Source organism: Bifidobacterium polysaccharolyticum (assembly GCF_016101585.1).
GTDB classification, from domain to species: Bacteria; Actinomycetota; Actinomycetes; order Actinomycetales; family Bifidobacteriaceae; genus Bombiscardovia; species Bombiscardovia polysaccharolytica.
Genome location: NZ_JACFQG010000002.1, coordinates 372,362 through 392,273, shown reverse-complemented (window position 1 = coordinate 392,273; position 19,912 = coordinate 372,362). Strand labels below are relative to the sequence as shown.

The 19,912-nt window shown below is 61.3% G+C and carries 15 protein-coding genes and 1 pseudogene; 10 read left to right on the top strand and 6 right to left on the bottom strand.

The window, feature by feature from the left end:
- The first annotated feature begins 207 nt into the window (after nt 1-207).
- From dnaB to H3T90_RS04820, 5 genes and pseudogenes are all read left to right on the top strand, one after another.
- The gene (gene dnaB, locus H3T90_RS04840) at nt 208-1,548 is read left to right on the top strand and encodes a replicative DNA helicase (protein ID WP_046323917.1); all 1,341 of its coding nucleotides are present in this window, start codon (nt 208-210) and stop codon (nt 1,546-1,548) included.
- On the top strand, nt 1,548-2,942 hold the full coding sequence (locus H3T90_RS04835; protein ID WP_408610691.1) for a Mur ligase family protein: 1,395 nt from the start codon (nt 1,548-1,550) through the stop codon (nt 2,940-2,942). Before dnaB ends, H3T90_RS04835 begins: the two co-directional genes overlap by 1 nt.
- Before the next feature lie 26 nt (nt 2,943-2,968).
- Nucleotides 2,969-3,769 carry a type 1 glutamine amidotransferase gene (locus H3T90_RS04830; protein WP_198229758.1) on the top strand — a complete coding sequence of 267 codons (801 nt, stop codon included), beginning with the start codon at nt 2,969-2,971 and terminating at the stop codon, nt 3,767-3,769.
- A 215-nt stretch (nt 3,770-3,984) separates the two neighbouring features.
- Nucleotides 3,985-4,149: pseudogene (locus H3T90_RS09135) on the top strand (phasin family protein); the annotation flags it as partial.
- 287 nt (nt 4,150-4,436) lie between these two features.
- Nucleotides 4,437-6,146 carry an ABC1 kinase family protein gene (locus tag H3T90_RS04820; protein WP_198229881.1) on the top strand — a complete coding sequence of 570 codons (1,710 nt, stop codon included), beginning with the start codon at nt 4,437-4,439 and terminating at the stop codon, nt 6,144-6,146.
- 44 nt (nt 6,147-6,190) lie between these two features.
- On the opposite strand, the gene H3T90_RS04815 is transcribed toward H3T90_RS04820, so the two are convergent.
- Complete coding sequence (locus H3T90_RS04815) at nt 6,191-7,051, bottom strand: aldo/keto reductase (RefSeq protein ID WP_198229757.1); 861 nt, start codon at nt 7,049-7,051, stop codon at nt 6,191-6,193.
- Between the two features lie 179 nt (nt 7,052-7,230).
- Between H3T90_RS04815 and H3T90_RS04810 the strand changes: the two genes are divergently transcribed.
- On the top strand, nt 7,231-8,316 hold the full coding sequence (locus tag H3T90_RS04810) for a glycerophosphodiester phosphodiesterase family protein (RefSeq protein ID WP_198229756.1): 1,086 nt from the start codon (nt 7,231-7,233) through the stop codon (nt 8,314-8,316).
- On the opposite strand, the gene H3T90_RS04805 is transcribed toward H3T90_RS04810, so the two are convergent.
- The 5 genes from H3T90_RS04805 to H3T90_RS04785 all read right to left on the bottom strand — a co-directional run bounded on the left by H3T90_RS04805 (nt 8,285) and on the right by H3T90_RS04785 (nt 15,763).
- Entirely contained in the window at nt 8,285-10,360 is a 2,076-nt protein-coding gene (locus H3T90_RS04805; protein WP_198229755.1) for an ABC transporter permease, read from the bottom strand. The genes H3T90_RS04810 and H3T90_RS04805 overlap by 32 nt on opposite strands.
- Nucleotides 10,361-10,779: 419 nt before the next feature.
- Nucleotides 10,780-11,418: a uracil phosphoribosyltransferase gene (gene upp, locus H3T90_RS04800; RefSeq protein ID WP_015022561.1), complete on the bottom strand. Its 639-nt coding sequence runs from the start codon at nt 11,416-11,418 to the stop codon at nt 10,780-10,782.
- Nucleotides 11,419-11,666: 248 nt separating this feature from the next.
- On the bottom strand, nt 11,667-12,362 hold the full coding sequence (locus tag H3T90_RS04795) for a thymidine phosphorylase (RefSeq protein ID WP_181415198.1): 696 nt from the start codon (nt 12,360-12,362) through the stop codon (nt 11,667-11,669).
- A 13-nt stretch (nt 12,363-12,375) separates the two neighbouring features.
- Nucleotides 12,376-13,455, bottom strand: a complete 1,080-nt coding sequence (locus H3T90_RS04790) for an NUDIX hydrolase (protein ID WP_198229754.1) — start codon at nt 13,453-13,455, stop codon at nt 12,376-12,378.
- A gap of 61 nt (nt 13,456-13,516) precedes the next feature.
- Nucleotides 13,517-15,763 (bottom strand): RNA degradosome polyphosphate kinase, encoded by a 2,247-nt coding sequence (locus H3T90_RS04785; protein ID WP_110425893.1) that lies wholly within the window; start codon nt 15,761-15,763, stop codon nt 13,517-13,519.
- Nucleotides 15,764-16,356: 593 nt separating this feature from the next.
- Between H3T90_RS04785 and H3T90_RS04780 the strand changes: the two genes are divergently transcribed.
- The 4 genes from H3T90_RS04780 to H3T90_RS04765 all read left to right on the top strand — a co-directional run bounded on the left by H3T90_RS04780 (nt 16,357) and on the right by H3T90_RS04765 (nt 19,606).
- Complete coding sequence (locus tag H3T90_RS04780) at nt 16,357-17,313, top strand: CpaE/TadZ family protein (protein ID WP_198229753.1); 957 nt, start codon at nt 16,357-16,359, stop codon at nt 17,311-17,313.
- The gene (locus tag H3T90_RS04775) at nt 17,310-18,398 is read left to right on the top strand and encodes a TadA family conjugal transfer-associated ATPase (protein ID WP_198229752.1); all 1,089 of its coding nucleotides are present in this window, start codon (nt 17,310-17,312) and stop codon (nt 18,396-18,398) included. The genes H3T90_RS04780 and H3T90_RS04775 overlap by 4 nt, the downstream gene beginning before the upstream one ends.
- A 93-nt stretch (nt 18,399-18,491) precedes the next feature.
- Nucleotides 18,492-19,073 carry a pilus assembly protein gene (locus H3T90_RS04770; RefSeq protein WP_198229751.1) on the top strand — a complete coding sequence of 194 codons (582 nt, stop codon included), beginning with the start codon at nt 18,492-18,494 and terminating at the stop codon, nt 19,071-19,073.
- Nucleotides 19,064-19,606 carry a type II secretion system F family protein gene (locus tag H3T90_RS04765; protein ID WP_198229750.1) on the top strand — a complete coding sequence of 181 codons (543 nt, stop codon included), beginning with the start codon at nt 19,064-19,066 and terminating at the stop codon, nt 19,604-19,606. Before H3T90_RS04770 ends, H3T90_RS04765 begins: the two co-directional genes overlap by 10 nt.
- Nucleotides 19,607-19,912: the final 306 nt, after the last annotated feature.

Genomic DNA, 19,912 nt, shown 5'->3' with positions numbered 1-19,912 from the left:
CTTATTTTTCTGTACACATGCATGAGCAGCCTTGTACCCCGTCCAGTACGGTCGGCGCGTCCTGGTGAATGCCTTGGGTGAAATCCGTCTCTTAGGGCTGTCAAGGACGGTCCTCTTCGTAGAATCGTGGCTATGGCTTCCGACGACTACACCGACTACACCCATCCCGAACAGCGTCCCACCGATCATGCTCAGACCGGCCGCGACATGCTCTTCGATCGGGTGCCCCCGCATGACGACGATGCGGAGATGGCCGTGCTGGGCGGCATGCTCATGAGCAAGGATGCCATCGGCGAAGTCAGCCAGATGATCGAGATATCCGACTTCTACCAGCCCAAGCACCAGACCATCTACGAGGCCATCGTCACCCTCTTCTCGGCCTCCCAGCCGGTGGATGCGGTCTTGGTGGCCAACGAACTGCTCAAGTCCGGCGACCTGGAGAAAGTGGGGGGCACCGACTATCTGCACTCCCTGGTGGCCTCGGTCCCGACAGCCGCCAACGCCACCTACTATGCGGAAATCGTCCACCAGCGGGCCATCCTGCGCAATGTGATCGCGGCTGGCACCAAGATCGCCCAGCTGGGCTACTCGGCCGAGGGCTCCCAGGCCGAGGACATCGTCAATCTGGCCCAGGCCGAGGTCTACGAGATGAGCGTGGGCAGGGTCCGCCAGGATTACGAGGCCATCGGGCCGGTCGTCCATGACACCCTGGACCAGCTGGACAAGCTGCAGAACGGCGAAATGGAGCGGGGCGTGCCTACCGGCTTCAAGAGCATCGACGATGTGACCCAGGGCCTGCAGCCTGGGCAGATGATTGTGGTGGCCGGCCGCCCGGCCATGGGCAAGTCCACCCTGGGCATCGACTTTGCCCGCGCCGCAGCCCTCCACAACAACATGACCACAGTGGTCTTCTCCCTGGAGATGAGCAAGACCGAGCTGGCCCAGCGCATCATCTCGGCCGAGACCGACATCCCCCTGGTGGCCCTGCGCCGGGCGGATGACATCACCCCCGAACGTTGGAACACCCTGAACACTTTCTGGAGCAGGCTCCAGGATGCCCCACTCTTCCTGGACGATTCGCCCAACATGAGCCTGATGGAGATTCGCGCCAAGTGCCGTCGGCTCAAGCAGACCAACGACCTGAAGCTGGTGGTCATCGACTACCTGCAGCTGATGACCTCGGGCAAGCGGGTCGAATCCCGCCAGCAGGAGGTCTCCGACTTCTCACGCGCCCTGAAGCTGCTGGCCAAGGAGCTGGAGGTTCCGGTGGTGGCGCTGAGCCAGCTCAACCGCGGTCCCGAGATGCGCAACGACAAGAAGCCCATGCTCTCCGACCTGCGCGAGTCCGGCTCCATCGAGCAGGATGCCGACGTGGTCTTCCTGGTCCACCGGCCGGACTTCTACGACAAGGAGGACCGCCCGGGCGAGGCCGACATCATTCTGGCCAAGCACCGCAACGGCCCCACCGACACTTTCAAGCTGGCCTTCCTGGGCGAGAAGTCCAAGTTCAAGGACATGCCCCAGGACTACCAGCAGGGAGGGGTCTGATCATGCGGCCCACGGCTTCCAAGGCGCAGCCTGCCGATCAGCCCGGTCGTCCCCGTCGGCCTTGGCGCTCCCTCCTGGCCCTTCTTGTCGGCAAGGCGGTACGCATCGTTTCGCGGCTGTCCCATCATGGCGGTTCGGCCCTGCCTGGCAAGGTGGTCGAGCGGATCGACCCGGGCTTCCTGGCCAGGACCCTGTCGGGGCTGCCCCGTGGTGTGGTTCTGGTCTCGGGTACCAACGGCAAGACCACCACCACCCGGATGGTGGCCTCCATGCTGGAATCCCTGGGCCTCAAGGTCTTCACCAATCCGACCGGATCCAACTTCACCCGCGGCGTTGTTTCGGCCTTGGTCTCTACATTGGGGCTCTCCGGCCATCTGCATGCCGACATCGCCGTCTTGGAGCTGGACGAGGCCTATGCAGTCCACTTTGTGCGGCAGGTCAAGCCCCGCTACGCCCTCCTGCTCAATGTCATGCGCGACCAGCTGGATCGGTTTGGGGAAATCGACACCACAGCCCGGCTGCTGGGTCAGGTGGCCCTGGCCACCACGGGCACGGTGGTCCTCAACCGTGAGGATCCGCGTATTGCCAGCCTGGCCGCCCAGACACCGGCCCAGACCGGTGTGGCCTACTTTGGTCTGTCAGACGATCTGCTGACCTATTTCCCTACCGATGACGACATGCATGCCTCGGACCGGGGTGCTGGCGTTGGCAGTGCGGGCAGCGCTCCCCGTCCGGTCCGCCATGGTCACCGGCTGCCAGCCGAGGTGACCCTGGAACGGGTCATGGACCACAGGGCTGCCTTCCGCCTGGACGGTCGGATCCTGGAGACCGATCTGCGCTTGGAGGGCGTCTACAACCTCTACAATGCGGCCGCTGCCCTGGCGCTGGTGAGAGTCGTTCTGGAAGACAGGGAGCCTGATGATGCAGCGCTCATGGATGCCCTGTCCAAGGTGACGCCCGCCTTCGGCCGCGGGGAGGTCATCACTTACCAGGGCGCGCCGGTTGAGCTGGTCCTGGTCAAGAACCCCATGGGCTTCCGCCTGGCCCTGTCCTCCTTCGACCCTGCCGGACAGGACACCATGATCGCCATCCGCGACGAGTATGCGGACGGACGTGACATGAGCTGGCTCTGGGATGTGGACTTCACCTCGCTCAGGGATACCGGCGTGGCTATGGTTTCCGGCACCCGGGCCTATGACATGGCCCTGCGCCTGGCTTATGACCAGGTGCCCACCGAGGCGATCGAGACCGACCTGGATCGGGCGCTGGCAGCCTTCCTGGAGGTGCATCCAGGCCGACCCAAGCGAATCTACTGCACTTACACGTCTATGCTCCGGCTCCGGTCCGCCCTCGGCAGGATCACGAGCGTGGACGATGCCGGGGTGGGCGCATGAGCGAGCGAACCAAAAGGAGCGCAGGAATGCCGCAGTCGCAGGATAAGGCCAAGGCCGCAGGGACCCATCCGCCGCTGCAGATCCTCTCCCTCTACCACCGTGACATGAACATCTACGGGGATTCGGGCAACATACTCAGCGTGACCCGTAGGGCTGATCTGTATGGGTTTAGTCCCGTGGTACGTTATTACGATCCCGGCGATGCCTGGCCGGAGCGGATCGACATGATTCTGGGCGGTGGCGGCCAGGACCATGGCCAGGAACGGATCATCGACGACCTGCGGGAGCGGGCCGGACTTCTGCGCGATCTGGCCGACCAGGATGTGCCCATGCTGATGATCTGCGGGCTCTACCAGCTCTTCGGCCATTATTTCGAGACCTCCGATCATGAGCGCCTGGAGGGGGTCGGCATCCTCGACGTGCATACCATTGCCGAGCCCGAGCGGATGATCGGCAACCTGGTGGAGCAGGCAGAGGACTTCGGCAGGGTGGTCGGCTATGAGAACCACTCGGGTCTGACCTACCTGGGGGAGGGGGCCCAGCCCCTGGGCATGGTGACCGAGGACGGCCGCGGCAACAATGGCAAGGACCACACCGAGGGGGCCCGATGGAAGAAGGTCATCGGCACCTACATGCATGGGTCGCTGCTGCCGAAGAACCCGGCCATTACGGATTTCCTTATCAAGGGAGCAGCCGAAAGGCGGTACGGCCAGGGCACCTTCGCCCAGATGAAGAAGGCCATGGACCAGAGGAGCCGGAGCGAACTGGAGCGTCTGGACTCCCTGGCGGATCAGGCCAGCCGCATCGCTGCCTCCAGGCCCAGATGAGGAGGGGCCTGCGGTTGCGTCTGCGGGTCCGGCACAGATTTTGATGAGTGGTCGGAGGCAATAACAGGGAAAGACGTTGCGGTCCCTCCTGCTATGGTGTCGAGTGGGATCAGTCGGGGATATCCAGCTAGACTATAAAGAGAGACGGCCGCTCGTCTCTTGGCGGTCAAAAGAGCCCGGTACTTCAAGGGCGTATGAATGCTGGGAGGCATATCATGTCGGATTTGCATATCGGTGACGGATTGCACAAGGTGCTTCTGGCTGGCATCGGAGCCTTGGCCACAGGCGTGGAGAAGGGCCAGGAGGTCATTGACAACCTGGTCAAGAAGGGTGAGCTGACAGTAGAGCAGGGGAAGATTCTTAATACTGAGCTCAAGCGCAACAGGAAGAACCCTCCCGCTCCTGCACCTGCACCGGCTGCGTCGGCCCCGGCTGCTGGCGCGCCCAGGCCTGCGACTCATGTTGCTCCTGATCCCCGTCGTCCTGACCATGAGCCCCTGGCGCCAATGCCGAATCGTCGGTCCGGGTCCATTCCCATCACCTCCAATGATCCCATTGCGGGTCAGCAGGGCTGAAGGCGGTCAATTACTGTCAGCGTCGGTCGTCTGCGCCGGAATGTCTGCCGCTGGTCGGCCATGCGGATAAAGGACGCAGGTGAGTGGTGAGTATGGATGCCATGAACGGACATGATGCCCCTGTGCAGACCATCGGCCTTTTCGGGGTTGGTACGGGAGAGCGGCAGGGGGCGGCAGTAAGGATCCGGCACAGGCGTGGCAGGGCCCGTCGACTGGCCGAGATGATTCGCATCGCCAATCGGTTCGACATCATCCACGGTCTGACCCCGGTCACCATGCGCCGATTGTTCGAGGCACTCGGACCCACTTTCGTCAAGGTGGGCCAGATTCTCTCCATGCGTTCGGAGATCCTGCCGGAGGCTTTCTGCCGTGAGCTCTCCAAGTTGCGCGCCGACGCGGATCCCATCCCGTATTCCGTGGTGACCAGCACCCTGGCCGCCGAGTATGGCCGTCCACTCGACCAGATCTTCTCGTCCATAGACCCAGTCCCCCTGGGGTCGGCTTCCCTGGCGCAGGTGCATCGGGCCCGCCTGGTCAGCGGTGAGGACGTGGCCATCAAGGTTCAGCGTCCAGGGATCCAAGAGACCATGGCCCAGGACATCGATATTCTGCGCAGCATGGTCAAGTGGGCCTCCCGGTTCGTCCGCAGTACCCAGGTGATTGACATCCGTGGGGTTGTCGAGGAGCTCTGGGAGACTTTCCAGTCCGAGGTCGACTTCCAGCAGGAGGCCGCCAATCTGGCTGAATTCAAGGATTTCTGTGGCCCTTACGCTTACATCGACTGTCCGAAGCCCTATCCTGCTCTTTGCACCAGGCATGTGGTGGTGATGGAGTACATCGACGGGATATCCCTCTCACGGCCCGCCCAGCTGGTGGCCCAGGGCTATGACCTGAAGGAGATCGGCATCAAGCTGGTCGACAACTATGCCACCCAGATCATGGACCGGGGCTTCTTTCACGCTGATCCGCACCCCGGCAACATCATCATCCGTGATGGTTGCATAGTGCTGATCGACCTTGGGATGGTCGGCCGCCTGGATAAGGTGACCAAATCGGCCTTGAAGGACATGATTTTTGCAGTAGGACGTGAGGATTCACCGGCACTGGCCCAGGGACTGCTCCGCTTCGCTGGCACAGGCGAGGCCAGGGCCGAGGACTACCCCTATCTTTTGGCCGACCTGGATGCGGTCGTCCAGCGGTTCGGCAAGCTGGATCTGGCCGATTTGGATATCGCCGAATACGTCAACGCCGTTATGAAGCTGGCCGCCCGGCATGGCATCAAGGTGCCGGGGTCGGTCACCATGGTGGCGCGCTGCCTGGTCACTCTTGAAGGGCTCCTGGACGAGTTCCTGCCCGAGGCCAACATCGTGCAGATCATCACCGATCATGTTGTTTATAACCAGGGCACGGGATCCATCCTCAAGGAGGAGACCCGGAAACTGGGCATCCAGGGCGATCTGGCTCTGCATGGGCTTTTGGGCGCCCTGGCTGAGTCCCAGACCGCAGCCAAGATGCTGACCCGGGGCCAGCTACGCGCCAATGTGCAGCTGGTGGGTTCCGAGGAGCCACTGCAGCAGCTGTCTGACATGGTCAACAGGCTGACCATGGCCCTCATTGTCGTCGGTCTCTATGTAGGCTCTTCAATCGTCTACTTCGCCCGCATCAAGCCGGTGGTCTTCGGTATCCCGGTGGTCAGCATGCTGGGATACGTGGTGGCCTTCATTCTTTCGGTCTGGATAGTCCTGGACATCCTGATCAAGCACCGGGCCCTCAAGCGCCGGCGACGCAACGGCGAAGCCTAGGCTGAGAGCCCGTCCATCCTGCACAGATACCGTCTGATGCCGAATCAGTTGGCGAAGTCCTCCACGGTTTCGGGATCCTCGTGGTTCATGAAGGCGGATTTGCCGGTGTCCATGGCCCGCAGCCGATCCATCTCCTGGTCGCTGAGCTGGAAGTCCCAGATGTCGAGGTTTTCGCGCATGCGCTCGCAGTGGGTGCTCTTGGGGATGACGATGACCCCGTCCTGGACCAGGAAGCGCAGGGCGACCTGGGCTGCGGTCCGGCCGTGCGCCTGCCCGATCTCGGTCAGGGTCGGGTTGGTGAACATCCCCTGGCGGCCTTCGGCGAAGGGTCCCCAGGATTCGATCCGGGTGCCGTACTTGTCCATGTAGGCGCGCTCCCGGGGGCGCTGGTGGAAGACGTGGGTCTCCAGCTGGTTGACGGCCGGGACGATTCTGTTGAACTTGACCAGGTCCACATAGCGGTCGGCATAGAAGTTCGAGACACCGATGGCCCGCAGGACCCCCTGGTCATAGAGGTCCTCAAGGGCGTGCCAGGCTGCGTAGTAGTCGTTGAAGGGCTGGTGGAGGAGGACGAGGTCCAGGTGGTCAGTACCCAGCTTCTTCAAGGACTCCTCGACTGAGGCCTTGGTCTTGTCGTACCCGTAGTTGGTGATCCAGACTTTGGTGGTCAGGAAGACCTGGTCGCGGTCGAGGCCGCTCTGAGCCAGGGCATCTCCGACGGCTTGCTCGTTTCCATAGGCCTGGGCCGTATCGATGGCCCGGTACCCGGTCTCCAGGGCATCCAGGACTGAGCGGCGGCACTCGTCCAGGTCGGCGATCTGGTAGACACCGAAGCCCTCCATGGGCATGAGGACGCCGTTGTTGAGCTTGACGGACGGGACGGAGGTGGATGAATCATTCTGCATGGTATCGTGCTTCTTTCTTGGCAGATTGCTCGACGGAGTTGATTAAAGGCGGGGCATGCCTCTCTGATCTGCATGTTCAAGGATAAGGCCTTGAAGCAGCTTGAAGTCAAGCTCAGCAAAGCGCGTCCAGCCTCCTGCGATGCTAGCGTGGGTAGTGAAGTAGCTGATAGCTGGAGGCGATGATGGGGTCCAAAGCACGATTGGCCGGCAAGGTCGCACTGGGTCTGGGATTCGGTGTTTTGGGAGGCTGGTGCTGGGCCCTGGCCCCTGGCCTTTCAGTGGTTGCGGGCCGGAGAAAGCCCGTCGGTCTGTCCTTGCATCCCTACGCCCATAGGGGCCTGCACGACGCTGGCTCGGGGATGGAGACGACCAATCCCAACCCTGGACAGACCGTCTACCTGCATCGTATCCATGACTGCCTGAAGGTTGAATCCGATCGTCCCTCAGGCAGGCACGCCTCGGCCCAAGCCAAGTCCCCTCGGGTAGTGGCGCCTGAAAATTCTCTGGCTGCCTTCGAGGCGGCCTGCAGGGCCGGCTACGGGATTGAGCTGGATGTTCATCTCAGCCGGGACGGCCAGGTGGTGGTCATCCACGATGGAGACCTGCAGCGGATGGCTGGCGTCAACCGGGCAGTGGCGGACCTGACCTATGAGCAGCTGCAGAGGATTCCACTGTGCCCAAGCCCTGCCCAGGCTCTTGAGTCCGGGGAAGGAATTCCTGGCTCTGCCGACCACGATGGCGGTCCCGAAACGGAGGGCGGGGACGGGGGCCTCAACGATCCCGAGGCGCAGCATGTGCCTCTTCTGTCCGAGGTGCTCGCTCTGGTGGATGGCCGGGTGCCCTTGGTCGTCGAGATCAAGATGGACAGGGGCTTGGATCGGGAGCTCATGCGTCGGACCGATGCCCTCCTGTCCAGGTACCAGGGCCCCTATGTGATAGAGTCCTTCAACGTCCTGGCCCTTGCCTGGTATCGGGCTCACCACCCAGGCGTCACCAGAGGGCAACTGGTCGCCCCCTACCACGGCCGGGTGGACACCTGCTCCTCGGCTCTGCGCTGGATGGCCGGGTCCCTCCTCTTCAATTGGCTGGGGCGGCCGGACTTCGTGGCCTGCGAGTGGCACAGCGGGCACTCACTGCCCATGCGCCTGTACCGGTTCCTGGGTGGAACGCCCATCGCCTGGACCGTCCGCTCCGAGCGTGCACAAGAGGAGGCCAGTGCGGACTTCGACGGGATCATCTTCGAGTCGTATCTGCCCGAGAACTGAACCAGCTATATAGCCCGGAGGCTGCAGCGGCCAGGCCTATCGCCGAGAGTGCCATGGTCAGGAAGTAGCCGTAGGGGAGAGGCACAACGCTCATGTCTATCTGGCCGGACAACTGGTGGAAGATGACGGCAAGCACCCCCGCCATGGCCAGGGCTGAAAGAAGGATGGCCGAAAGGGCATCGATTACTGACTCCCAAATCGAGGAGCAGACTAATGTTCCACGTGAAACACCGGCAGCCTGCATTCTCCGATTCTCCTGGCGACGTTCATTGACTGCGATGGCGCATGCCTGGATCAGGAATATGGCCGTTAGGACGATGGCCCCGTTCGCTATCTGGGGCATGGCCCGTTGCACCTTCTGTGACCTTTGGATGTTGGAACGAATGTACTCCTTCTTGGTACAGGCCTTGATGCCCTTCCTGTCCCATGAAGCATTGAGTTGACTGATCAGATTGCCTGTCCGAACTCCTGGGGCGGTCCTGGCCAGGGTGGTCGATCCACTGTTGTCGGGCGCCAGTTGCGACAGGTCTGCATCCGTCATCAGGTATTCGCCCGTCTGCCCCGTCGGGGTCATATCGACTACGGCGGTGATGGTCAGCGTATGGCCTTTGTCGTACCTGTCGATCAGAGTCAGCTTGCGACCAATAGGGTTTTTCTCCTGGGTGCGGCCACTTGCAATAACGGCGATCTTGCCCGGCCCCAGGTCAGCAGCGGAGCCCTTGATGAAGATTGGGCTAATTGTATTGACGCTCTTGCCTGCTTTGTTGACGTGCATAGCCATGACGGAAGGTTCGTCATTGCCGCCATTATCTTCCTTGTCCGCAGTTGTCCAGGATCCCTCGCTATAGGTGACTGCGGATTCGATGTCTGCAATGGACCGAAGTCGGCGATCCAGGTCTCTTGGATCATTGGTCTCTGCGTTGATCATGGTTTCGGCAGCGATCGGCTTATACCGGCTTATGGCTTCTTGTGCCCAGCCGGATCGTCCCAGGGCTATAAATCCGGTTACGATGACCAGCATCAGTATGATCGGCACTGCTACGGCGGTGGAGCTCCGGTTTTCCTTCCGCGCCCTTTGCCGCGCCAGGAGACCGGCGCCTCGGAAGGCCAGTTGGAAGGGGATGCCGATCAGGTTGGCACAGGCCGGAACCAGGACAGGGGCCAGGGCGCCGATGATGACGAGCAGACAGCCGGTCGAGGCCATGATCTGGATTTCAATGTCCATGCCCTTGAAGCGATGATAGACCATGGCCAGTCCTCCAGCCAGGCCGGCCAGGGCGATTATCAGGCGAAGAGGACCGATTGACTTGGTCCCTGACCGATTTCCCGAGTCCTGCAGGGCCTCGATGGGAGAGATCGCGGTAATCCTCCTGGCAGCGAACCAGGTTCCCAAGAGGCCTGCCAGGAGTATCCCTACGAAAGTGAAGAAAATTCCCGTGGGGTGGGGATGCGCGGTCATTTCCAGCGCTTCAAAGCCTGAGTTGATTAGGGACTTGGCGAATGCGGGCACCAGCAGGCATCCCGCCAAACTGCCCAGGAGGGCGGCCAAACCTACCGGAATCATGAATTCCAGTAGGGAGATGAATCTCACGGTCCTGGGAGAGGCGCCTGAAAGCCGCATCATGGCATACTCGCGACGACGGCGCTCGATCAGGAACCCCACAGAAGTGATGACGAGGAAGATGGAGACGAACCCGCATATGCAGGCGTACATTATGGATATCAGTGAAGCGCCGTCTTGTAATAACAGGGTCATAGCGCGGTCGTAGGAATTCATTGCGCGAGTATCTGGCATCCCGTCGCCCTTCCGAGCGGCAATGGCTACCTGGGCCCAGGCGCTGGTAAGGACCGAAGCGGCCATGACCGCCAAGACCATGACCGTGTAGGAGGACCGATGCTCATGCAGAAAGGATCGCACCAGGGAGGCCAAGCCAGGAGTGCGTGCCTTGGTTCGAACTGCGGTTTGCGAGCCGCCCCCGCCCATCGGTCCTGAGGCCCCGGTTCCTGTGATTGATCCACCCAGGGAAAGGGACTTGCCCTCCATGGTGTGCTCCTTTCTCGCCCTTGAATGCTGCTGTTCTTATTGCAACACCGGGTGAAGGCCCACTCAGGGTGTTTTCAGGGTCAGACCAGGGGGAGAACCAGGGTGGCGATCAGCGATTAAGCGCTCTTGTACGAGAGGGTAGAAGTCGAGGGGTAGACGGTTGGGAGAATAGAGGTTGGGAGGATTAAAGACATGATGACTGGTTCGGTAAGCTCCATGGCGTTGCAGAGCCGGCAGTTTCTATAGCGACGACTTCATAGCGAACCTATCCTCGCTGACGGGGTAGGGGAGGGAAGCCTAGTCCATTTTGCACAGCATCTGCCGGGGCGGCCATCGAACACCGTTGAAAAAAGGACCCGAATCGTGCAGGATTCGGGTCCTTGTCGGGTATGGGGTTCGTGCCCTGTCAGTTCGCCAGCTCAGTCGATGACGCCGTAAAGGCGGTCGCCGGCATCGCCCAGGCCAGGTACGATGTAGGCATGCTCGTTCAGCTTCTGATCGACTGCGCAGACCACCACCTTGAGGTTGATGGAGGGGTCCATCTCCTCCTTGAGGCGGTTCAGGCCCTCGGGAGCGGCCAGAATGTTGATGGAGGTCACGTCCTTGGCACCGCGCTCGGCAAGGTATTTGGTGGCGGCGATCAGGGTGCCGCCGGTGGCGAGCATGGGATCCAGCAGGAAGCACTGACGTCCGGAGAGGTCCTCTGGCAGACGGTTGGCGTAGGTGATGATGTCCAGAGTGTTCTCGTCGCGCTTGAGACCGAGGAATCCGACCTCGGCGGTGGGCAGCAGCCGGGTCATACCGTCAAGCATGCCCAGTCCGGCGCGCAGGATGGGAACCACCATGGGGCGGGGGGAGCAGAGCTTCTTGCCCACCATGGGTGCGACCGGGGTCTCGATGGGGTGGTCCTCGATGTCCAGGTTGCGGGTGGCCTCGTAGGCCTCCAGCATGACCAGTTCGCTGATCAGCTCGCGGAAGGTGTTGGAAGGGGTGTTTTTGTCCCGCAGTACGGTCAGCTTATGCTCGATCAGCGGGTGTTCCAGTACGTGAAGTTCCATACCTCTCAGCGTAGCTCAGCGGGTCGGCTTCTGGTAGCGACCGGCAAGCCATGCTGCCTTCGATTTGGGAGTGGAAATGAAAACGCCGAACCATGCAAGCGCCTGTCGGCGCAAACGCCGCTCGCAGCGGCAACAAACGGAGCCCGGGGCTTAGACATGGTCCGACGCAGTCCCCATTGTAGGGCATGCCGGGGTCTGATCTGTGCTCACGGCGCGCTTACGCTTCCGGCTTGAAAGGATGGCGGATCCTACTCCAGCCGTCCCCGCCGCCAGAGTGATGCGCCCCTCATGAAGTCACGTGCCGTCTGATTGAGGGAGTTGACGGTGCGCTGTGCTGCGTCGACCTCCTTGGCCTCCTGACCGTCCAGCTGCCGGCTCTGGGCATCCCGGATGGTGGTCTTGATTCCGCGTGCGATCACGTCGCAGAAGGCTCCTGCCCGTTCCAGAGCTATGGCGAAGTCGCCCGTGAAAGCTCCGGAGAGGATGGAGTCGGCGGTTCGGATGATGTCGTCGGCCTCCGGGGCCTGATCGACGCCGGCGATGGCTGATGCAGCAGTGTCGGTGGGTTCGCCCAGCCTCCACAGACGACTGATTCCATCAGCGTCCCGACGCATCCAGCTGCGAAGCATGTAAAGCCGCCAAAGGATGCCAGGCAGAGAATCGGGGTCGCTGTCGCTCCAGAGCTCGGCCACGACATCCACACCCTCGCGGTCTACCAGGGTCAGAACCCGTTTTACGATGGCCGGGTCGGCGCTGTGGTGGACCCGGTCCAGCAGGGAGGCTGCTGATACATGGCTCATCTCGCTGATCTGCTGTGGATCCATGCCTCCGGAGAGCTGGTCAGCGATAGCTGGATCCAGCTGGCCAGGGCGTGAAGGCCGGGATGCTCCGGTGCCAGAGGCCACGAATCCCGTACGGGAGGAGCGGATTGAGGATGAGCCGATTCTGGAGTTGCTGTCAGTAGACAATGGGAGTCACCTTCTGTATGTCGATGATGGTCGGATGATTGGGGTCGCCGGTCAGACTGAGGACGACAGCGTTGCCGGTGGGCATGAAGGGGGAGTCGTCTGGCAGCCGTTTGGACAGCGATCCGCTGGAGCATAGCCCACGCAGCTTCTCGAAGACTCCTCCCAGGACAGGGCGATGCATGCAGATCATGATGGCTCTGTTACCTTTCAGCAGGTCGGCCATCTGCCCGTCAAGCCAGTTGTGGGCCTGGTCTGGGCGTCGGTGGTAGGAGGACTCCGTCAGGCAGGCCACCATCTCTATGGGCAGGCCTACCTCGTCGGCGTAGGGACGCAGTGTCTGCACACAGCGGATCCAGGGGGAGGACAGGAGGCGGTCGGGAGCAAAGCAGGCCAGCTCCCGAGCCAGGGCGTAGGAGGTGCCGGCGCCCCTGGGGGTCAGAGGACGATTCGCATCCTTGCCCGTCCATTCCTTTCGGGCCACTGCCTTACCGTGGCGGACGATGATCAACTGACGAGCCCGGATGCCGCCCTGCTCCACCCGGTCCACAAAGGCATCCAGTATGGTTCTGTCGCTGGGGTGGGTCAATAGTTTGCGGGCTTCGGAGGCCCCGACCCATCGTATCTGGTCGACTTCCCTGGAATCAGGGCGGTGGATGGGTCCCAGCAGTGCGCCCTGACCGGCGGCGTGTTCCGAATCGGTCGGAGTAGCCATCCAGTAGCAGATATGTTTGAGTCTGCCGCCTTTGCCGCCCTGGCGTCGGCCCTCGTTGTTTAGGGGATATTCGGCATCCCCCAGGTATGGCCCCAGCCGGACAAGACAGCCCGTCTCCTCGCCGACCTCGCGCACAGCCGCCCGCATGTGGGTCTCACGATTCTCCAGCTTGCCCTTTGGCCAGCTCCAGTCGTCGTACTTGGGACGATGGACCAGGCAAAGCTCCAGCTCATCAAGGTCGGATCGGGGGCTGCTTCCTGGGGCTGCTCGGCCGTCGTCGCTGAATTTCATCCATCCCTGGAAGGTTGTGCGCCACCGGTAGAGGATGGCTCCGGCTGCCTCAACCGTCCTGCTCATGGTCGGATGCCATCCCGATCGTCCGCCTCTGCGGCGGGCCTGCCGGCTTGGAGGCGTATCATCATCGCCTGGCCCTGGGGGTTCGGGAGTGACGGTCGATCAGGTACTCCTGCGAGTCGACCAGAGGCCGGCCCTGATCATCCCGGCTATGGCGCACGTAAGTGCCGTCAGGCTGCATGTGCCAGGAGCTGGTGGTGTCGGCCATCTGCAGATCCACGTAGTCGATCAGACCCTGCACCTGCTCGGGTGCGGTGATGCGAACCAGCGCTTCCACACGGCGGTCCAGGTTGCGGTGCATCAGGTCAGCAGAGCCTATCCAGACTTCTGGCCCGGCCAAGGGACCCTCGCCGATCTGGGGGCCCTGAGAGTTGGCGAAGGCGAAGATGCGGCTGTGCTCCAGGAACCGTCCCAGGATGGAGTGGACTCGGATATTCTCGCTCAGCCCGGGCACGCCTGGCTTCAGGGCACAGATGCCACGCTCCACGATGTCTATGCGAACTCCGGCCTGGCTGGCCCGGTAGAGAGCGTCGATGATCTTTTCATCCACCAAGGAGTTGACCTTGATTCGTATCCACGCGGGCTTGCCGTTCAAGGCGGTCTCTTCCTCGCGGGCGATCCGTTGCAGGAGCCCGGAGCGGACCGTGCGTGGGGCTACCAGCAGGCGGTGGAAGGAGGACTTGGGCGCATAGCCTGACAGCTGATTGAAGAGCCTGGTCAGGTCTTGTCCCACTACTGGATCGCAGGTGAGCAGACCCAGGTCGGTATACTGGCGGGCGGTCTTTGGGTTGTAGTTGCCGGTGCCCACGTGGCAGTAACGACGTAGGCCGTCCTGCTCCTGACGAACCACCAGAGAAAGTTTGCAGTGGGTCTTCAGCCCCACGATTCCGTAGACCACATGGACGCCGGCCCGTTCCAGCTGGCGAGCCCAGGCGATGTTGGCCTCCTCGTCAAACCGGGCCTTGATCTCGACCAGGGCCAGGACCTGCTTGCCGGCGTGCGCGGCATCCACCAGGGCATTGATGATGGGCGAGTTGCCTGAGGTCCGGTAGAGGGTCTGCTTGATGGCCAGCACTCGCGGATCGGCCGCCGCTTGCTCCAGGAAGGCCTGAACCGAGGTGGAGAAGGAGTCATAGGGGTGGTGGAGGAGGATGTCATGCTCACGGATGGCGGCGAAGATGTCCTGGGCCTGGCTGGATTCCACTTCGGCGATCTGCCGGTTGGTGGTGGGAATGAAGGGGCGGAACTTGAGGTCGGCCCGGTCGATGGACTGCAACTCGAACAGGACCGTCCAGTCCAAGGGAGCAGGCAGCCGATAGACTTCTTCCTGGTTGACTCGCAGCTTGCTGGCCAGCAGCTGGGAGAGGAAGGGAGAGGCGGAGTCGGAAATCTCCAGGCGGATGGGCGGTCCGAACCTTCGCTGCAGAAGCTCCTTCTCCATGGCGTTGAGCAGGTTCTCTGCGTCATCCTCCTCGACGTCAATATCCTCATTGCGGGTGACGCGGAAGGAGCGGGCCTCCTTGATGATCATGCCGGGGAAGAGGTATTCCAGGTGGGCGATGATCAGATTCTCCATGGTGATGAACCCGTAGCGCTCCTCCTTGCCCTCTTCGTCGGTCAGATCGTCCACAGGAATCAGACGTGAGAGATTGTCGGGAATCTTAACGCGGGCGAAGTGGGTCTTGCCCGAGGTGGGGTTCTCCACCAGGACCGCCAGGTTCAGTGAGTTGCCTGAGATATAGGGGAAGGGATGGGCCGGGTCGACGGCCAGCGGGGTCAGGACCGGGAAGACCTGGTTCCGGAAGAAGTTGGTGAGCCGTTCCTGCTCCTGGCTGCTCAGTTGTGTCCAGCTCAGCAGGATGATGCTTTCGGCGGCCAGATCCGGCAGGATGTGGTCGATTACATAGTGGGCATGCTCATCCTGAAGCTTGTGGGCCTGCTCGGAGATGGCCCTCAGCTGCTGACGGGGGCTCATCCCGCTGGCAGCCGTTACAGCGATGCCGGTGTCTACGCGACGCTTCAGACCCGCCACGCGGACCATGAAGAACTCATCGAGATTGCTGGCGAAGATGGCGGCGAAGTTGGCGCGCTCCAGCAGGGGCACGCTCTCATCCTCGGCCAGCTCAAGTACGCGTTTGTTGAACTTGAGCCAGCTCAGTTCCCGGTCGAAATAGCGGTCCTCAGGCAAGGGCGAGACCGGGTGATCCGAGTGCTTGGATACATGCCGTGCCTGGCCATCGGTCTCGGCAATATGCTCCGCAATCTGGCTCCGTAGCAAGGCCTTGGAGGGTGCGTCAAATTTCTGAACCATACCATAGCACTCTATTCGCAGGTGCCGTCCTCTGCAATCATTGATAAAGCTTGTGGATAAATAGGAACGGCCCCCCGCAGGAGGCCGTTCCCACAAGGTCGGTCCAGATGGAATCTCTGCACAACATCATCGTTGCAACGGTCAAGTCTTATACACCCGTCCAACGTATCGGTCCTAGTGGCCATACACTTTGTGGGCTTCCGTGCTCTTGAACCGTCCTTGTATAAGCTATTATGCCAGTTTTGAGGCCGATGGCAAGCCTGTCCATCGGCTGGGGCGGGGGAAGGCTGCCGACTTGGTCTTTTGTGCGATTGCGTGCATTGAGGCAGGCCAAATATACCAGGTTTGGAGGAATCTGTTGCTTCCGTGTGATCATCTGTGGCATTTCATGGACTTGGACTCAAAAACACTGCAATTTCAGGCGTGTCGCGGTCTTGATGCATTTATACACAAAGAGGGCGAAGCGGTGTGGAGACATGAGGTCATTCGACCACATCAGCTCCGGGGACTGGTGCTGATGCCAGAGGGCGGATGTACTGGTAGCCATGACTGGAATGAGCATAGGCAGACGGCCGAAAGTTATAAAAGACTGCATGAAAGGGTGGGAGCCTGAAAGGACTCTGCACTCCTTTAAATCGGTCGGGTTGTCCTCGGAGCACCAACCAGGCAGGGGGGCGGGCGAGGATACCGGCATCGGGCGGAGCGACCCGGAGGCCAAATATGGGTCCGCTGTGGCCGGATTGGTCTTTCTTTCCGCCTCAGGAGGCATTGGGCTGACAACCATGACAGCTTTGATGGCCAAGCAGCTTCGGGACACGGTCCTGTCATGCGCTCTGGTGGATCTGGACCTGGACGGCGGAGGGATGGATGTCTTGGTCGGCATCGAGGGGGCGCCTGGTATGCGGTTGGGAGGAATCCGTGCTCCCCTGGGCCGGGTGGATCCTCAGGCCCTCCGTGAAGAGCTGCCGGTCTGGGATGGCATCCCGTTGCTCAGCAACGATCCTTGGAGTGCTCCGTCACAGGGTTGGTGGGACGTGGATGCAGCTGTCAACGCAATGGCTGGATTTGCTGATCTCCTGGTGATCGATGCCGGTCGGGGCCGTGGTCTGGGTAATCTGCGCTCGCTGAAGGGTCTGCCTTCGTTGTTGATGGTGGATATGACCGTGCTGGGCCTTGCACGGGCGAAGGCACTGCTCCATGCTCTGAACAGCCGCAGAGGTGCGGGCGACCAAGCTCAAGACGGTCCATTGATTTCCTGTAGGCCCCCCATGGCTCTGATTGGGATGATGCCCACTCAGCACCGGGTCAGTCATGGCGTCGACCCGGAGCAGGCGGAAGAGTTTCTGGGCCGATCGGTGGACGTGGTTCTCAATCCGCAACCGAAACTGTCTGCATCCGTCTTGGATGGACGTGGTCTGGAACGGGTGCCGCGTGCTTACGCTCGGGCTCTTCATCCCCTGGTGGAGCGGATTGCAGGAATGATCGTCGGCGAAAGAAGGGAAGAGCGGGTCTCTTCTCGCGAACTGACTCGGTCTAAGGCTGTCCAATGATCGAGAGAAGTGGGGAAAGCATCGAAGGTTCATTCTCTGATGATGATTTCGCCCAGCCGCCCACTTTCGGGTACTTGGATGGGTTGGTGAGCGATCCTGCTGTGACTGACATCGCAGTGACCGGACAGGGCGATGTCTGGATCGACCGAGGTGCGGGCATGGAGGAGGTTCTGCTTCGGCCTGGGTTTGCAGGCCCTCGGGCAGTAAGGGACTTTGCTGTGCAGTTATGCGCTCAGCTGGGACGTCGCCTGGATGATGCTCGGCCCATGGCCGATGCCTCCAGCAGGGAGGGGATCCGGGTTCACGCCGTGCTGGCCCCGCTCGTTCCCGAAGGCGCTGCCATTTCCATCAGACTGCCCAACAGAAACCCGCCCGGTCTGGAAAAGCTGGTTGCTGGCGGGCTGTGTCCCGTCAGTTGGCTCTTTATCCTTCGGGCGCTAGTGGTCAATCGGGCGACCATTCTGGTGACTGGTGGCACGGGTGCCGGCAAGACCACACTTCTACGGGCCCTGCTGGGCATGTGTCCACAGGAGCAGCGGCTGGTTGTCGTAGAGGAAGTCCGTGAGCTGGGCCGTATTGCCGGTCATAGGAACTTGGTTTCCCTGGCTGCCAGAGAATCCAACATTGAAGGGGCAGGGGGTGTGGGGCTAGTCGATTTGGTTAAGGCCACACTGCGCATGCGGCCCGATCGGATCATTCTGGGTGAATGCCGGGGAGAGGAGATAGCGGATCTGCTGCGAGCTTTCAATTCTGGTCATCGGGGTGGCATGGCCACTCTGCATGCCGACAATGTAGAACGCGTTCCTGCCAGGTTGGCGGCCTTGGGGTTGCTGGCGGGGCTGGAGCCGAGGGCCTTGGCGGCTCTAGCTCAAGGGGCATTTGACGTTGTTATCCACCTGGAACGAACCGGTGGTCATAGACATATCGCTCAGATTGGCCGACTGACGACGACCGTTGACGGTCGGCTTTTGGGGGAGGCTGTCTGTACCTGGCCGGGCCGAGGTGCAGCTACATATGGAACGGCCTGGTCGAAATTTGCCAGGCGGTGGGGCATTGTGACCAGCGCCTCGGCGAACGCTGCGTAGTTGAGGTGGATTATGAATGGCGAGACTGCAGCTTGGTTGGCTGCGATGATAACGTCTGTTGCCTGTTTGGCCCTGCTTCCGCATAGAGGCGACGTGGCCGCAAGGCTCAAGGCCATGTCAGTCAAGCCCTCTGCACAGTCGGATCGGCCCGGCCTGGCGGTGCTGATCACTTCCCTGCTTGCCTTTGTCGACAATGGAGGCGGTCTGATAGAGGCTTTCGAGGAGGCATCCGGGCGGCGGTTCGCCACCCAAGAGGTCACGCGGGAACGTGTCATGGCCATGTTGGAGAACCGATGCCTGCCTCAGGAACGGGGGCCGACTCTGACAATTATGGCCCAGGCTCTGATGGCCTGTTATGGGCTCAGCGCCATCATGGGTTGCCGGGCTTCTGATGGACTGCGGACCGTGGCGGTTATGCAGAGGCGGCGGGCGGCGCTGGATGAGGCCCGGGAAAAAGCCTTTGCTGTGCCCAGGGCCACGATCCGGCTCCTGTCGACCTTGCCGGTGTTGACAATCATCATGGGAGAGTTCATGGGTGCGCGACCGTTGACCTTCCTATGTCGCCCGGGCCCGGGAACCATATGTCTGATTCTTGGAGCGGCCTTCTATGTTGTTGGTCTGGTTTGGATACATCAGCTGATGAACGAGCTGGGCAGGGAGGATCTATGGATTTGAAACCGCTGATTGCCGCTGTGTCGACCATACTGGCCTTTCTGCTCATGGAATTCGACGGCTTTGGTGAGCGATTAGCCGATGAGCAGGTATCAACTCCGCCTTTGAGCCTGGTATTAGCCTTGCTGGGGGTCGCTGTTCGTCAGGGGGCTTCTCTGCCCAGAGCTCTGGGGGTTATTGGCGGGCTGTTGCCAGGCCCTTACGGGCTTCGGATGGTTCAAGTGGCTCACCTGCTCGAACGCGGTAACGGATGGGATCTGTCCTGGTCGGGGGCGATCGGCGATTCTGATTACGGGCAGTTCATGCAGGTCCTGGCTGACTGTTTGGAGCCGTCCTGGCGTTTGGGATCATCGCCTCTGACGCGTATCGAGACAACCATCCGTCAACTGGATCACCATGCCCGCAGCGCGCTGGCCCAGACCACGGCGACGATCGCGGTCAGGCTGCTGGTGCCGACCGGGCTGTGTATTCTGCCGGCCTTCGTGCTGATCGGAGTCATCCCTTGCATTGCGGCCTTTGCGGGTGGGATGTCCTGATGGTGTGGAGCTCTCACGGGCACAGTTGTCCACAGGTTGCCGATGCAGGTCCACTCGTCCACATGCATCCGACAAGGCGACAGAGACGTGCTGGAACGGGCACAGTGAAAGATATCGGATGCCGATTCTTTGAGGAATGGCTATTCGCCGGGGTGGGGAAGACGAGGAAAGACAAAGGTGAGAACGATGACATATCCACAAGAGGTTGCAACGGTCTTCCATCTACAGACAAGGCAGGCAGGAGGCCAATTGGTGTCGGCTACGACATGGTCTGCTGCAAGTGCCGGATCACAATGGTTGCAAAGA

What these genes read in the sequence shown, in the direction of transcription:
- H3T90_RS04765 (WP_198229750.1), top strand. Translation starts at nt 19,064, where the DNA reads ATGGATTTGAAACCGCTGATTGCCGCTGTGTCGACCATACTGGCCTTT.
- H3T90_RS04775 (WP_198229752.1), top strand. Translation starts at nt 17,310, where the DNA reads ATGATCGAGAGAAGTGGGGAAAGCATCGAAGGTTCATTCTCTGATGAT.
- H3T90_RS04780 (WP_198229753.1), top strand. Translation starts at nt 16,357, where the DNA reads ATGAAAGGGTGGGAGCCTGAAAGGACTCTGCACTCCTTTAAATCGGTC.
- H3T90_RS04805 (WP_198229755.1), bottom strand. Translation starts at nt 10,360, where the DNA reads ATGGAGGGCAAGTCCCTTTCCCTGGGTGGATCAATCACAGGAACCGGG.
- H3T90_RS04820 (WP_198229881.1), top strand. Translation starts at nt 4,437, where the DNA reads ATGGATGCCATGAACGGACATGATGCCCCTGTGCAGACCATCGGCCTT.
- H3T90_RS04810 (WP_198229756.1), top strand. Translation starts at nt 7,231, where the DNA reads ATGATGGGGTCCAAAGCACGATTGGCCGGCAAGGTCGCACTGGGTCTG.
- upp (WP_015022561.1), bottom strand. Translation starts at nt 11,418, where the DNA reads ATGGAACTTCACGTACTGGAACACCCGCTGATCGAGCATAAGCTGACC.
- H3T90_RS04785 (WP_110425893.1), bottom strand. Translation starts at nt 15,763, where the DNA reads ATGGTTCAGAAATTTGACGCACCCTCCAAGGCCTTGCTACGGAGCCAG.
- dnaB (WP_046323917.1), top strand. Translation starts at nt 208, where the DNA reads ATGCTCTTCGATCGGGTGCCCCCGCATGACGACGATGCGGAGATGGCC.
- H3T90_RS04830 (WP_198229758.1), top strand. Translation starts at nt 2,969, where the DNA reads ATGCCGCAGTCGCAGGATAAGGCCAAGGCCGCAGGGACCCATCCGCCG.
- H3T90_RS04815 (WP_198229757.1), bottom strand. Translation starts at nt 7,051, where the DNA reads ATGCAGAATGATTCATCCACCTCCGTCCCGTCCGTCAAGCTCAACAAC.
- H3T90_RS04790 (WP_198229754.1), bottom strand. Translation starts at nt 13,455, where the DNA reads ATGAGCAGGACGGTTGAGGCAGCCGGAGCCATCCTCTACCGGTGGCGC.